Here is a 14,673-nt window from a genome sequence, read left to right as displayed (position 1 = left end):
TGGTGTCGTCTGTTGTTTTTTTTTTGTCTTCCGCGTTTTTTTTCTTATTTTGTCCGTTTTTTTTTTTTTTTTTTTTTGCGGGGGGGGGGGGGGGGGGGCCCGCCCCCCCCCCCGCCACAGTGCTGTTCGGGATTGTCGTTGATGGACGGCCCGGGTCGGTCACCTGAGCCAGGGCAGGCGCCGCACGATGGGCAGCCGGGCCCACACCGTGCCGAGGCCGAGGGTGTCGCCTGCGCCGGTCAGGGCGAGGACGGCGAGGACGGCGGCGTAGATCAGGTGGTCGTCCATGACCGGGTTGTTCTCCGGAGGGAGCACCGCGGTGAACATGAGGACCAGCAGCAGCCCGCCGGCGACCGCGGCGATCCGCATGCCGATGCCCAGGATCAGGGCCGTGCCGATCGCGGCGAGACCTGTCATGAAGAGCCAGTCCGCCCAGGCGGCGCCGGCGAGGTTCCGGTAGATGTCGGCGAAGGGGCCGGCGACGGCGTTGCCGAGGAACCCCTTGGTGGGGCTGCCGCCGTCGATCCAGCCGTTCCCGGCCTTGGTGGCGAAGCCGAGCCCGAAGACCTTGTCGATGAACGCCCAGAGGAAGATCCAGCCGAGGGCGATGCGCAGGCCGGCGAGGGTGTACCGGGTGGCCTTGCGGGCCGGGGTCTCGGTGGTGGCGAGGACGCTCGCGGGAGCGGCAAGCGGGGTGCCGTTGCGCCCCGTCGTGGTGTGGCGCTGCGCGGTCCGGGGGAGCTGTGTGGCGGTCATGGCGTCCACGTCCTTTCTCGTTCGTCGATGTCGTCCTCATTCCACAGTTCGCCGGGGTCGTCGAGCAGTGCCGCCGTACCGCAGTTGACGGGACCTTCGGCCCCCCGGTACGCCGTCGGCCTGTTTCGCTGCGATCAACCCGTTGACACCGCCGTGCTCCGCCCGGAACCATCAGCGGCAGTCCACAGTCCTCGCCCTCATCGTCACGAGTTCCATGACAACGATGTCAGGCCGACTCCAAAGGAGAGCGCATGCCCCCTGCGCGTCCCCTGTCTCCCCGACTGGTCGCCGCGACGACCGCACTCCTGCTGCCCGTGGGAGTACTCGTCGCCGCCCCCCTGGCCAGCGCCGCGCCTCCGCCACCTGGCGCCTTCAGCTCCTCGTTCGAGTCGACCGACCCCCGCCCCGCGGCGAGCACAGTGGAGGTCGGCGCGAACGGGAAACCCGTCCAGGGAAACCTGAGCGGCAACCCCACCACCCTGCCCGGCAGCCTGCTCGACCAGGTCAGCGCGGTGACCGCGAGCGGTGAGAACGCGCCGAACGAGGTCGCCGCCAACCTCAGCGACGACGACTCGGCGACCAAGTGGCTGGTCTTCGACGAGACCGGCTGGGTGACCTACCGGCTGGCGAAGCCGGCGACGGTCCTGCGGTACTCGCTGACCTCCGCGAACGACGCCCCCGGCCGGGACCCCCGGGACTTCGTCGTGCAGGGCTCGACCGACGGCAGCACGTGGACCGACCTGGACCGGCGGACCGGCCAGACGTTCGGCGGACGCTTCGCCACCAAGGTCTACAGCTTCACCAACACCACCGCGTACGGCTACTACCGCCTGAACGTCACCGCGAACTCCGGTGACACGCTCGTGCAGCTCGCCGACTGGAACATCAGCGACGGCTCCGACGTCCGGCCGCCGGCCACCCCGATGGTCACCGAGGTCGGCGCCGGCCCGGAGGGCGGCTACACCACGAAGCCGGGCGTCGGGTTCACCGGGCTGGGCGCGCTGCGCTACTCCGGTGGCGCGGAGGGCGACGGCCGCTCGTACGCCACCAACCTGCTGTTCGACGTGGACATCCCGGTCGGCCCGCGGACCCGGCTGTCCTACAAGATCTTCCCCGAGTTCACAAACGGCGACGCCAGGTACCCGTCCACCTACGCCGCAGTCGACCTGCGCTTCACCGACGGCAGCTACCTGAGCCGGCTCGCGGCGGTCGACCAGCACGGCTACCCGCTCACCGCCACCGGGCAGGGCGCCTCGAAGGTGCTCTACGCCGACCAGTGGAACGCGGTGCAGGCCGACCTGGGCGCGGTCGCGCGGGGCAGGACGATCGACCGCATCCTGCTCGCGTACGACAACCCGCAGGCCTCCGGCGTCACCCGCTTCCAGGGGTGGCTCGACGACCTCACGGTGACCGCCTCGCCAGCGCCGATCGACGGCTCGCGGCTGACCAACTACGTCGACACCCGGCGTGGCACCAACTCCACAGGCGGGTTCTCGCGGGGCAACAACCTGCCGATCACCGCCGTGCCCAACGGCTTCAACTTCTTCACCCCGGTCACCGACGCGACGTCCGACTCGTGGGAGTACGAGTACCACCGGGTCAACAACGCGGAGAACCTGCCCATGTTGCAGGGCCTCGCGATCTCCCACGAGCCGAGCCCGTGGATGGGTGACCGGAACCAGATGTCGGTGATGCCCGTCGCCGGCGACCGCCCGCTCACCGGTGCGCCGTCCAGCCGGGCGCTGGCCTTCAGCCACGACGACGAGACGGCGCGGCCGGACCTGTACCGGGTCGCGCTGCGCAACGGCCTGACCGCCGAGATGGTCCCCACCGACCACGCAGGCATCATGCGGTTCACGTTCCCGGCGGGGCAGCCGACCGGCAGCCTCGTGTTTTACAACGGGACGTTCACCATCGGCGCGGACGGCACGTTCACCGGCTGGGTCGACAACGGCAGTGGCCTGTCGGCCGGCCGCAGCCGCATGTTCGTGTCCGGCGCGTTCGACAGGGCGCCGACGGCGACGTCCGCGACGTCCGCGACCTTCGACGTGACCGCCGAGCGTCAGGTGACCATGCGGATCGCCACGTCGTTCCTCTCCGTCGACCAGGCGCAGCGCAACCGTGACCTGGAGGTCACCGGCCGCGCCTTCGAGCAGATCCAGGCCGCCGCCACGGCGGCGTGGAAGGACCGGCTCGGCCGGGTCGAGGTACGCGGCGCGACCGAGACGCAGCTGGTGACGATGTACTCCAACCTGTACCGGCTGAACCTGTACCCGAACTCGCAGTCGGAGAACACCGGCACCGCCGCCGCGCCGCGCTGGCAGTACGCGAGCCCGGTGTCGGCGCCGACCGGCACGTCCACCGCCACCCGGACCGGCGCGAAGATCGTCGACGGGCAGATCTACGTCAACAACGGTTTCTGGGACACCTACCGGACCGTGTGGCCCGCCTACTCGCTGCTCTATCCGGATGTGGCGGCCCGGATCGCCGACGGGTTCGTCCAGCACTACCGCGACGGCGGCTGGATCGCCAGGTGGTCGTCGCCCGGCTACGCCGACCTGATGACAGGCACCAGCGCCAACGTGGCTCTCGCCCAGGCGTACCTCACAGGGGTCAAGCTGCCCGACCCGCTCGCGGCGTACGACGCGGCGGTGAAGGACGCGACTGTCGCGTCCGGACGCGGCGCGGTCGGCCGCAAGGGCATCGAGACCTCGCTGTTCCTCGGCTACACGCCGACCTCCACCGGAGAGTCGGTGTCGTGGGCGCTGGAGGGCTACATCAACGACTACGGCATCGGCAACATGGCCGCCGCGCTGGCCAAGGACCCCGCCACGCCGAAGTCGGAACGCCAGCGGCTCACCGAGGAGTCGCGGTACTTCCTGGAGCGGGCCCGTAACTACGTGCACCTGTTCGACCCGAAGACGAAGCTCTTCCAGGGGCGCGACGCCGCCGGCACGTTCCTCGCCGGTGACCCGCTGGCCTGGGGTGGCGTCTACACCGAGACCAACGGGTGGAACTTCGCCTTCACCGCCCAGCAGGACCCTCGGGGCCTGGCCAACCTGTACGGCGGTCAGAAGGCGCTGCGGGACAAGCTCGACACGTTCTTCGCCACCCCGGAGAACGCCGACCGCCCCGGCGGGTACGGCGGGATCATCCACGAGATGCTCGAGGCGCGGGCCGTGCGGATGGGTCAGCTCGGCATGAGCAACCAGCCGTCGCACCACATCCCGTACATGTACGACGTCGCGGGCGCCCCGGCGAAGACGCAGTCGATCGTGCGGGAGCTGCTGCGCCGGCTCTACGTGGGCAGCGAGATCGGCCAGGGCTACCTCGGCGACGAGGACAACGGCGAGATGTCGGCGTGGTACGTCCTCAGCTCGCTGGGCATCTACCCGTTGCAGGCGGGCTCGTCGCAGTGGGCCATCGGCTCGCCACAGTTCACCAGGATGACCGTCCACCGCGCGGCCGGTGACATCGTGGTCAACGCGCCGAACAACAGCACCAGGAACGTGTACGTGCAGGGCGTGAGCGTCAACGGCAAGAAGCAGCGCGCCGTGTCGGTGGACGTGTCCACCCTCGCCCGGGGCGGCACCGTCGACTTCCAGATGGGCCCCAACCCGTCGTCCTGGGGCAGTGGGAAGAACGACGCCCCTCCGTCGCTGACCAGGGGCGACGAGGCGCCGAAGCCGTTGCAGGACACCACAGGCCCCGGCCTCGGCACCGCGACCGCTACCGGCGGGCAGGACGCGGCGAAGCTGTTCGACGACTCGTCGACCACGCAGCTGACCTTCGCCTCGGCGACCCCGCAGATCAGCTGGGCGTTCCGTGGCGGACGGCAGAAGCCGACGTCCTACACCATCACGTCCGGGGCGGGCGCCGGTGATCCGGCGGACTGGCGCCTCCAGGGCTCCAACGACGGCATCACCTGGAGCACAGTCGACTCCCGCAGCGGTCAGGTGTTCCGGTGGCGCAACCAGACCCGCCCGTACACCATCGACAGGCCGGGACGGTTCGCGCAGTTCCGGCTCGTCGTGACCAGGACCGTCGGCGGCGCGCAGACGAACCTCGCCGAGATCGAGCTGCTCGCCGGGGGAGACGTCGACCTGTCCGGCGGCGACGTCGCGGTGACGGCGGCGGATGGCGTGCGGGCGACGGCAGGCGTACCGGTCTCGGTGCCGCTGGCCACCGTCACCGGTGGCACCGCAAGCGGGTACCGGGCCACCATCGACTGGGGTGACGGCACGCCTGTCACCGAGGGCACCGTGACGCCCAGCTCGCGGGCCGTCTACCGGATCGGCGGTTCGCACACCTACGCCACGCCGGGCTACCACCAGGCGAGCGTCACGGTGACCGACGGCGCCAGCCAGAGTTCCGCGACGGTAGGCGTCGACGTGGCGTACGTCCCGAAATCCGGCCTGACCGGCGCGTTCGACAGCGTCTGCGTCGGCGACGAGGGGGTCCTCGCGGCGGACTGCGACGCCAAGTCGTGGGCGTACTCGCGGGCCGCCCTGGCGGCGGCCGGCGTGACCCAGGGCGTGCGGCAGCAGGTGCCGGGCACCGAACTGCGGTTCACGTTGCCGGTGATCCCGCCGGGGCAGCCGGACAACGCCACGGGCAACGGCGCGACCATCGACCTCGACCTGCCGGCCGACGCGCGGACCATCTCGTTCATCGGCGCCGGTACGCAGGGCAACCAGAGCACCACGGGCACGGCGACGTTCAGCGACGGCAGCACCGCCAGCATCCCCATCCAGATGAGTGACTGGACGTTGGGCGGCAACCCCAACGGCACCCCGTCGTACGACAACATCGTCGTCGCCAGGTCGGCGTACCGGCTCAGTGGCACGAGCCGGGACGGCGCCCAGCCGTTCCTGTTCGCCACCGCGCCGTACCAGATCCCGCAGGGCAGGACGCTGGTCTCGGTGACCCTGCCGACGCAGACCGGCGACCCGCGCTCGGCGGGCCGGATCCACGTGTTCGCCGTCGCCGACGACGGCACGCCGGCCGCCGCCCTGACGACCGTCGCGCCGAACGCCCAGACGGCCACCGCCGGGCAGACGTTCGCGGCGAAACTCGGTTCGGTGACCGGCGGTGTTCCCGGCGCCACCGGCTACCGGGCCCGGGTCCAGTGGGGTGACGGCACTGTTCCGGACGACGTGACTGTCGACGCGTCGGGTGCGATGACCGGTCAGCACACCTACGCGCGCGAGGGCACCTACACGGTGCGGGTCACGGCGTGGGACACCCGCTCGAGCGGCACCGCGAGCTTCACCGTGACCGTGGCACGTGGCGGGGCGCGGCCGGCGATCGCGCTTGCCGCGTCCGCGACTGTCGGCACCGGGGACGCGATCACCGTCGACGGCAGCGGGTTCGCCGCCGGCGAGCAGGTGACCGTCAGCGTCGGGACGGACCCGGCGCGGCGCACGACCGTCGCGGCCTCCGCGACGGGGACGGTGCGGATCTCGGTGCCGACGTCAGGTGACGCGCAGCCGGGTCGCTACGCCGTGACGGCCACCGGCGCGTCCTCGCGGACACCGGCGACGGCGACCGTCCAGGTCACCGGTGAGGCACAGGCGCCGACCTACCGACCGCGGGTGGCGTTGCTGAGCACGTCCGGTCCGCGCGGGGCGTCGATCACGCTCGACGGTTCCGGGTTCGCCCCGAACGAGGCGGTCACCGTCACAGTCGGCGACGGCCCTGCGGTCAGCACCGTACGCGCGAACGGTGACGGTGTGCTCGCCGGTGCGACGGTAAGCGTTCCGGGTACGGCGAAGGCGGGCGCGACAAGCGTCACGCTCACCGGCGCCACGTCGGCGACGACGGTGTCCCGGCCGTTCACCGTCACCGCCGCGAGGTGAGCCGCAGGTAGCGCAGCCGCGTCGGGCGGGCCGTGACCACGGTCCGCCCGACGCGGGCGCGGCGGAGAGATCGTGCCGGCTGGCAGTGGTCGGCCCGGGGAAGCGGCGCGTCGACCAGTCGCGCGGCGGGCCGGTCGGGGTCAGCGGGCGGCCAGTCGCAGGTGCCACCGCGAGCCGTGGTCGGTGAGCTGGACGATCGCCAGCGGCTCGACGTCCACCTGCCGGTACGTCGCCACCGGCAACCCCAGGGCGTGCACGACGGCGACCCGGATGACGAGCGGGTGGGTGACCGCGATGATCCGCTGCCCGCTCCCGCGTTGCCCGTCCAACCAGCGGCCGACCCGTTCCCGCAGCGCGACTACCGACTCGCCACCGTGGGGTGCCGCCTCCGGTGCCGACAGCCACTCGCGTAGCGCCCGGGGCTGGTCGGCGGCGACCTCGTCGAGGGACCTGCCGGTCCAGTCCCCGTGGTCGCAGTCGCTCAACGCGACCTCGACGGTGGGCGCGAGGCCGAGCGCGCCCGCGGTCTGGATGGCCGCGACCGCCGGACTGGACACACAGACGTCGGCGACGCCCAGGTGCCCCCGGCGACCGGTCCCGGCGGCGGCCAGGGCGAGAGCGGCCCGTAGGCCGCCCTCGTCCAGGGCGTCGTCCGCGCCGCCGAAGCGGGCCCGCCGTTGGGCGGCGGTGTGGGCGTGTGCGACCAGCCGCAGGCTGGTCGTGGTCACCCGGTCGGTGCCGCGCCCGCGGCCCGACGGTGGCCGTGCCGCATCAGGGCCGCGAACAGCAGGCCGATCCCGGTCCAGAGCACCACCTGGGTGCCGAGCGAGGCCAGCCGGAAGTCCCACAGCAGGGTCGCGGGGAAATCGGCCGGGACCTCCTGGAAGGACGGCATCACCACATAGGACACGACGGTGACCAGCAGGAATCCACCGACTGCCGCCGCGGCGCGCAGCCCCGGCGCGTCGGTGCCGACCGCCCGGTAGCCCAACGAGCCCGCCCAGACCGCCACCAGGCCGAGCACCACCATCAGCAGGTAGGTGACAGTGCGCTGGTTGATTGTCGCCGGGTCACCGACCGCCGGTGGGTTCGCCGGATATTTGAGGAACGGCACGATGACCGCGCCGAGCAGCGCGGCGCCGGCCAGTGGCAGCCCCGAGCGGCCGTCGTCGTGGACGCGCCGACGGCGGGCCAGCAGGACGTACGCGGTGGCCAGCAGACCACCCATCGCGGCGCCGAACAGGCCGGTGGCCAGGAAGAGACCTCCGCGCTGACCGTTCCGGCCGACCAGGGTGTCCTCGTGATCGTGCCCGCCGGCAGCCGGTTCGGCGTGCGCCGCTGCCGCCTCCTCGATCGCGATGGCCGCCTCGACGTGCGGTTCACCCGCGACGTACGCGAAGATCCCCGCGAGCAGGCCGGCCACCAGCCCGGCGAGCAGGCCACGGGCGAGGACGGTGACGAACGGGGGAGCGGTGGTGGTGGTCAGTGGCACGGAACGCCCAGCAGGTGCCGGCCGTCGTGCATGAGCTCGTGCAGGAACATGCCACTGCGTGAGACGGCACCCTGGTCGAAGGCGACGAGGTAGGCCAGCAGGGCGAGCGCGGCGACCGTCGCCAGGACCGTCCACAACAGACGCACGGTGCCAGCGGGATGAACCAACGGCTGGCTGGACGTGGAACTGGACATGAATACACGAACCTCCCCGGGGATGACGCGTCCCCATCGCAAGGCTGCGGACGACCGAGCGTCCTGGCTCGCGGGCTCCGGTAATGCTGGAGAACCGCTCACAGTGGCGCGACCGCGCCGGATTCACACCGGCTTCCCTCGCGTCGCCGCAGATAGTGGGTCGACGGTATCGGTGCCGCCCCGGACGGTCAACCCGGCTCCGTGAGCCCGGCCGCGCCGACCGGGCCGGCGCTCGTCGAGGTGGATGATCGGTCGACATTCGTCCTATCAAAAAGGCCCGTCAGCACCGTTCCCATTGGACCGCCGGCCCCCTGAAGGGGCAGAAAGATATGATGCTTGACGGGAAACTGTTACCGCTAACATGGACCAACCGAACGAGCGGGGTCTGGGTTGAACGTGAGCGTGTCAGGGTGGGGCCGATGACTCCCGGCGAGCCGGTCGAGCGACCGGACGTCGTCGACGCGCACCATCACCTCTGGGTCCGGGCGCGACACCCGCAGCCCTGGATCGACCCGGACACCATGGCCGCGATCGATGCCGACTTCACCCCGGTGGACCTCGCCCCTGTCGCGCACGCCGCCGGAGTCACCCAGACCGTCGTCGTGCAGTCCGTCGCGACCCGCACCGAGACGCCGGAGCTGTTGGGCATCGCCGCCGCCGATCCCCTCATCACCGGGGTCGTCGGCTGGGTCGACCTCACCGCCGCCGACGTCGCCGACCGTCTCGACCGGCTCCGGACGGGCCGTGGCGGGGAACGCCTGGTCGGCATCCGCCACCTCGTGCAGTCCGAACCCGATCCGGCGTACCTCGACCGTCCGGACGTCCGGCGGGGCATCGCGGCCGTGGGCGCCGCAGGCCTCGCCTTCGACCTGCTGGTACGCGACCACCAGTTGCCCGCCGCCGTCCGGCTGGTGCGGGACCTGCCCGACACGCGGTTCGTCCTGGACCATCTCGGCAAGCCCGCGCTGGGGCGCGGCGATCTCGGCGACTGGCCTCGGGGCCTCGGCGCGCTCGCCGCCGAGCCCAACACGACGGCGAAGCTCTCCGGCCTGGTGACCGAGGTGGACGGGCCATCCTGGACGACTGACGATCTGCGACCCGCCGTCGAGCACGCGCTCGACGTGTTCGGGCCGGACCGGTTGATGTTCGGTTCGGACTGGCCGGTGTGCCTGCTCGCCTCCTCGTACCTCCGCTGGATCGAGGCCCTCACCGACCTGCTGGAGCCGCTCGGCGACGACGAGCGTGCGGCGATCTGGCGACGGACCGCTCGTCGCGCGTACCGGCTGCCCACGTCGTGACACGGCGGATCTCGCGGGCCGCGAGATCCGCCGCTCGTCCACCGCGTCGTGGGAGTACGCCCCGGCGACTCCGGTCCTCGACGTCCTGCCAAGGCATCGTGCCTGGTCGATAGCATGTCCCTGCTGGGCGGCGGTTCGCTGTGGACCGTGGCCGTGCTGTCGTGTGCCGGTTGATCAGACGTATGCGGCTCGTCTGTCGAATAACGGAGCCAAAACCTGGCGGTAAGACCTTGGCAACATACGTGAATACGTGGCATGGTAACGCCTGATCGATGGAAACATCCGACCTATCTCGATGGGTGATCCGGGCTGCCGCTCGTGCTCCCCCTGCGGGGTGGCTCGGTTTCTGACAAGCGCCCCGCTCACCGGCGGTGATCCGTCGGGTGCCGGCGCCACGGTTGGGGAGGTCGGATCCGACGATGAGTACCGTCGAGGCAACCGCCGGCAGGCAGCGCGGCGAGATCAGCGACTGGTTCCGGGAACGGATCTCCCACGCCGTCTCCGAGTTCACCGCCGCCACCGCGCTCGTCGTCCTGTTCATCGCGCTGAGCGTCGCCAGTCCCTACTTCCTGACGGCGGACAACCTCTTCAACATCGGCGCGCAGACGGCGGTGATCGCCATCATCGCCGCCGCGCAGACGATGGTCATCATCACCAAGGGCATCGACCTGTCGGTGGGGTCGGTCGCCGCGCTCGCCGGAGTCGTCGGCGCGATGGTCGTACGTGACCTCGGCTTCCCGCTCTGGGCCGCGACGGCTGTCGCGATCGGCGTCGGCGCCCTGGCCGGGCTGGTGAACGGGCTGCTGATCACCGTGGCCCGGATTCCGCCGTTCATCGCGACACTGGGAACGATGTCGGTCGGTCGTGGCCTGGTCTTCATCATCACCGGCGCGGTAGGCGTGTACGGGCTGCCCCGGTCCTTCCAACTGCTGGGCAACGGCGAGATCATCGGCATCCCGTTCGCCGTGGTGGTCACCGCGCTCGTGGCGGTCGGGGTCGCCTTCCTGCTCTCCCAGACCCGCTTCGGCCAGTACACGTACGCGATGGGCTCCAACCTGGAGGCGGCCCGCCGCTCGGGCATCCGGGTGGGTCGGTACCTCACCGGGGTGTACGTGCTGGCGGGCGTTCTGGTCGGGCTCGGCGGCATGATCGCCGCCTCCCGAGTCAACTCCGGTCAACCCAACTACGGCGTCTCGCTGGAACTCGACGTCATCGCCGCCGCCGTCATCGGCGGCGCCAGCCTGTTCGGCGGGCAGGGCCGGATCGTCGGGACAATCATCGGCGCGTTCCTCATCGCCCTGGTGCGCAACGGCGCCGTGCTGCTCGACATCAGCATCCACTACCAGCAGGTGATCGTCGGCCTGATCATCTGGGCCGCCGTCTACTTCGACCAGTTCCGCCGCCGGCGGCTGGAATCACGGGGTTGACATGCCATTTCGGAAGTCCGAACGAGGAAGGACACACACCATGGCACACACCACCACCAGCCGGCGGGTCCGAGGCCGACTTCCGCGTACCCGGGCCGTGCTGGTCGCCGTCGCGGCGACCGCGCTGCTCAGCGCCTGCGGCGGGGTCGAGGTCCGCGACGGGGGCGACGGCGCGACCAGGGACGCGGCCGGGCCACTGAAGCTCGCCGTGGTGCCCAAGGCCGTCGGCGCCGACTACTGGAACACGGTCAAGGCGGGCGCCGAGTGCGCCGCCCAGCGCGCCGGCAACGTCACAGTCCAGTGGGACGGGGTGACCACCGAGACCGACGTCGAGGGGCAGGTCAACCTGATCCAGAACTTCGTCACCAAGAAGGTCGACGGGATCGTCTACGCGGCCACCGACTCGCAGGCGTTGGCGCCGGCGACCGACCAGGCGCTCGGCGCCGACATCCCGGTCGCGATGATCGACTCCGGCACCAGCCCGCAGCCGTCGGAGGTGCCGCTCTTCGCCACCGACAACAAGGCGTCGGCCGTCGAGGCCGCGAAGTTGCTCGCCAGCGAACTCGGCCCCGGCAACCACGACGTGGCGCTTGTCGAGTTCCAGCCCGGGTCGCAGACCAACACCGAGCGGGTCGAGGGTTTCAAGGCAGGCCTCGCCCAGTTCCCCAACCTCAAGCTGGTCGGCCAGCAGCCCAGCCGCAGCGACGTCAACGAGGCGCGGCGGGTCACCGAGAACATCCTCACCGCCAACCCCAACCTCGCTGGCATCTTCGCGGCCAACGAGCCGAGCGTGCTCGGCGCCGCGCAGGCCGTCCAGGCCGCCGGCAAGTCCGGCAAGGTGGTCATCATCGGCTGGGATGCCGCCCCCGACGAGGTCGCGGGCCTGCGCAACGGCCAGATCTCGGCGCTTGTCGTGCAGAACCCCTTCAAGATGGGCTACTTCGGCGTCGACAAGATGGTCAAGCACCTGCGGGACAAGGCGCCGCTGGCGTCGGCCGACACCGGCGTCACGTTCGTCACCAAGGAGAACATCGACTCGCCGGAGACCAAGGCGGTGCTCGAACCCAGCTGCGCGAACCCTCCGGTGCAGTGATGGCCACGACTACGACGGCCGCCGTCGAGGCCGACGAACGCTCGCCGGCCGGGGAACCGCCGGTCCTGGAGGCCCGGGGCATCGTCAAGCGTTTCGGGCACGTCGAGGCGCTGCGCGGCGCCGACTTCACGGTCCACCGGGGCGAGGTCGTCGCGCTGATCGGTGACAACGGCGCCGGCAAGAGCACACTGATCAAGACCCTGTCCGGTGTGCACCCGCCCGACGAGGGCGAGATCCGGGTGGGTGGCCGTCAGGTGCGGTTCTCGACCCCTGTCGACGCGCGTCGCGCGGGGGTGGAGACGGTCTACCAGGATCTCGCCGTCGCCGACGACCTCAGCGTGGCGGCCAACCTGTACCTGGGACGGGAGATCGTGCGCTCCGGCCCGCTCGGGCGGCTCGGCCTGCTCGACAAGCGGGCCATGCGGCAGGGCGCCGCGGCGGCCCTGGACGAGTTGGGCGTACGGATCCCCCGGGTCACCACCCCGATCGCCATGCTGTCCGGTGGGCAGCGGCAGTGTGTGGCGGTGGCCCGGGCGATCATCTGGGCGACGAACGTGGTCATCCTCGACGAGCCCACCGCGGCACTCGGGGTCGTCCAGACCGGACGGGTGCTCGATGTCGTCCGGCGGGCGCGGGACGCCGGCATGTCGGTGGTACTGGTGAGCCACAACATGCCCCAGGTGCTGGAGATCGCCGACCGGGTCGAGGTGCTGCGACTGGGCCGGCGAGCCGCCCGGCTGCGCGCCGACGAGGTCACCACCGACGACCTGGTGGCGGCGATGACCGGGAGCGCGGAACGGGAGGACCGGTGACGGCGGTCGGGGCCGACCGCGGCGGGAGGGGCCAATGACCTGTCGCACGCCGCACCTCACCGCGCTGGGCTTCGGCGCCGCGCAGGGTGGCAACCTCTACCGGGCGACGTCCGACGAGGACTTCGCCGCGGCGGTGGACACCGCGTGGAACGGCGGCATCCGGTACTTCGACACGGCGCCGCACTACGGGCTCGGTCTGTCCGAGCGACGCCTCGGGGAGGCTCTGCGCTCCCGACCACGCGACGAGTACGTGGTGTCGACGAAGGTCGGCCGGCTGCTGGTGCCGTCGCCCGAGACCGCCCACCTGGCGGATCCGGAGGGCTTCGCGGTCCCGGCCGACCACCGGCGGGTCTGGGACTTCAGCCGCGACGGCGTACGGCGGTCGTTGGAGGCGAGCCTTCGGCGTACCGGCCTGGACCGGATCGACATCGTGTACCTGCACGACCCGGACGAGCACTGGGAGCAGGCCGCGTACGAGGCGGTGCCGGCGCTGGTGGAGCTGCGGGAACAGGGGGTGATCGGCGCGATCGGCGCCGGGATGAACCAGTCCGCCATGCTCGCCCGGTTCGTGACGGAGACCGATGTCGACGTGGTGATGTGCGCCGGCCGGTTCACCCTGCTGGAGCAGGGCGCGCTTGTCGACCTGCTCCCCGCCGCGCGGGCCCGCCGGGTCGGCGTGGTGATCGCCGGGGTCTACAACTCCGGGCTGCTGGCCCGGGACACCCCGCCGTCCGACGCGGTCTACAACTACCAGCAGGCCCCGCCGGAGGTGATCGAGCAGGCCCGCCGGACAGCGCGGGTGTGCCAGTCGTACGGCGTCACCCTGCCCGAGGCGGCGTTGGCGTTCGTCCGCCGGCATCCGGCAGTGGTCTCGACAGTGGTCGGCATGCGCGATGAGGCGCAGGTGACCGAGACCCTGCGCCGCACGGCCGCCGAGGTGCCCGATCAGCTCTGGACGGCGTTGTACGACGAAGGGCTGCTCGACGTGCGGGCGTGAGGGCGGGCGGTCACGGGCCGGCGGCCTCGCCGTTGGTGTCGGCGTCGTCGGGCAGCTCCTGCAACGACTCCTCCACACCGATCAGGTGGTTGGCCATCCGGGTGCGGGCGCGTTCGGGGTCGCGTGCCACGAGGGCCTTCAGGATCGCCACGTGCTCGTCGTGGGTACGCCGGTCCGCGCCCTCCTCGTGCAGGCTGCGCCAGAGCCGCCCGCGCAGGGTGCGCCCGGCGAACGCCTCGATCAGGCCGACGAGCACCGGATTGTCGGCGTGCACCGCGATGATCCGGTGGAAGGCGATGTCGATTTCCATTATGCGTTCGTGGTCCTGCGGCAACCGGCCGGCGATCCGGGCCGCCTCGTCGAGCAGTTCTCCCGCCTGGGCGAGGGCCTCGTCGGTGATCCTGGTCGCCGCCAACCCTGCGGCCTCGCACTCCAGCAGGCGCCGGACGGTGTGGATGTGCCGCGGGTCGCCCTGACCCTGGAAGTCCACGACGAAGCCCATCGGCGCCAGCAGCTGCGGCGCGTCCAGGTTGGTGATGTAGGTGCCGTCGCCCTGCCGGATGTTGACGATGCCGAGGATCGACAGGGCCGACATCCCCTCGCGCAACGAGCCCCGTGAGACGCCCAGCGACTCGGCGAGGTCCTTCTCGACGGGCAGCCGATCCCCGGGCTTGAACGTCCCTTCGAGGATCATCCGCTTGATGCCGTTCACCACCTCGTCGGTACGGGACACGACGCGACACCCC

Annotated in this window: 11 protein-coding genes and 1 riboswitch; of the genes, 6 read left to right on the top strand and 5 right to left on the bottom strand. The window is 71.2% G+C overall.

The window, feature by feature from the left end:
- Positions 1-159 precede the first annotated feature (159 nt).
- Positions 160-756 (bottom strand): hypothetical protein, encoded by a 597-nt coding sequence (locus AB0N27_RS29145; protein ID WP_364376707.1) that lies wholly within the window; start codon positions 754-756, stop codon positions 160-162.
- Between the two features lie 251 nt (positions 757-1,007).
- Here AB0N27_RS29145 and AB0N27_RS29140 point away from each other — a divergent pair, with 251 nt between their 5' ends.
- On the top strand, positions 1,008-6,614 hold the full coding sequence (locus tag AB0N27_RS29140) for a GH92 family glycosyl hydrolase (RefSeq protein WP_364376704.1): 5,607 nt from the start codon (positions 1,008-1,010) through the stop codon (positions 6,612-6,614).
- A 140-nt stretch (positions 6,615-6,754) separates the two neighbouring features.
- On the opposite strand, the gene AB0N27_RS29135 is transcribed toward AB0N27_RS29140, so the two are convergent.
- Genes AB0N27_RS29135 through AB0N27_RS29125 form a run of 3 tightly spaced genes read right to left on the bottom strand, consistent with a single transcriptional unit; the run spans position 6,755 to position 8,300 of the window.
- A complete protein-coding gene (locus AB0N27_RS29135; protein ID WP_364376701.1) occupies positions 6,755-7,342 on the bottom strand; it encodes a histidine phosphatase family protein in 588 nt (195 codons plus the stop codon).
- Entirely contained in the window at positions 7,339-8,106 is a 768-nt protein-coding gene (locus AB0N27_RS29130) for a CbtA family protein (protein WP_364376698.1), read from the bottom strand. The genes AB0N27_RS29135 and AB0N27_RS29130 overlap by 4 nt, the downstream gene beginning before the upstream one ends.
- Positions 8,097-8,300 carry a CbtB-domain containing protein gene (locus AB0N27_RS29125; RefSeq protein WP_364376695.1) on the bottom strand — a complete coding sequence of 68 codons (204 nt, stop codon included), beginning with the start codon at positions 8,298-8,300 and terminating at the stop codon, positions 8,097-8,099. The genes AB0N27_RS29130 and AB0N27_RS29125 overlap by 10 nt, the downstream gene beginning before the upstream one ends.
- Before the next feature lie 34 nt (positions 8,301-8,334).
- Positions 8,335-8,489: riboswitch (cobalamin riboswitch) on the bottom strand.
- A gap of 230 nt (positions 8,490-8,719) precedes the next feature.
- On the opposite strand from AB0N27_RS29125, the gene AB0N27_RS29120 reads away from it, so the two are divergent.
- The 5 genes from AB0N27_RS29120 (at position 8,720) to AB0N27_RS29100 (ending at position 13,927) form a co-directional block, all read left to right on the top strand.
- Positions 8,720-9,598: an amidohydrolase family protein gene (locus AB0N27_RS29120; protein WP_364376692.1), complete on the top strand. Its 879-nt coding sequence runs from the start codon at positions 8,720-8,722 to the stop codon at positions 9,596-9,598.
- A gap of 419 nt (positions 9,599-10,017) precedes the next feature.
- A complete protein-coding gene (locus AB0N27_RS29115) occupies positions 10,018-11,025 on the top strand; it encodes an ABC transporter permease (protein ID WP_364376689.1) in 1,008 nt (335 codons plus the stop codon).
- A 40-nt stretch (positions 11,026-11,065) separates the two neighbouring features.
- Positions 11,066-12,118, top strand: a complete 1,053-nt coding sequence (locus AB0N27_RS29110; protein WP_364376686.1) for an ABC transporter substrate-binding protein — start codon at positions 11,066-11,068, stop codon at positions 12,116-12,118.
- Positions 12,118-12,930, top strand: coding sequence for an ATP-binding cassette domain-containing protein (locus AB0N27_RS29105; protein WP_364376683.1), 813 nt, complete (start codon positions 12,118-12,120; stop codon positions 12,928-12,930). Before AB0N27_RS29110 ends, AB0N27_RS29105 begins: the two co-directional genes overlap by 1 nt.
- 34 nt (positions 12,931-12,964) lie before the next feature.
- The gene (locus tag AB0N27_RS29100; protein ID WP_364376680.1) at positions 12,965-13,927 is read left to right on the top strand and encodes an aldo/keto reductase; all 963 of its coding nucleotides are present in this window, start codon (positions 12,965-12,967) and stop codon (positions 13,925-13,927) included.
- A 10-nt stretch (positions 13,928-13,937) separates the two neighbouring features.
- Here AB0N27_RS29100 and AB0N27_RS29095 read toward each other — a convergent pair whose 3' ends face one another.
- Positions 13,938-14,660, bottom strand: coding sequence for a FadR/GntR family transcriptional regulator (locus tag AB0N27_RS29095; RefSeq protein ID WP_364376677.1), 723 nt, complete (start codon positions 14,658-14,660; stop codon positions 13,938-13,940).
- Positions 14,661-14,673 lie beyond the last annotated feature (13 nt).

This window comes from Micromonospora sp. NPDC093244 (assembly GCF_040683695.1).
Classification (GTDB): domain Bacteria; phylum Actinomycetota; class Actinomycetes; order Mycobacteriales; family Micromonosporaceae; genus Micromonospora.
This window is presented reverse-complemented; position numbering and strand designations above follow the sequence as displayed.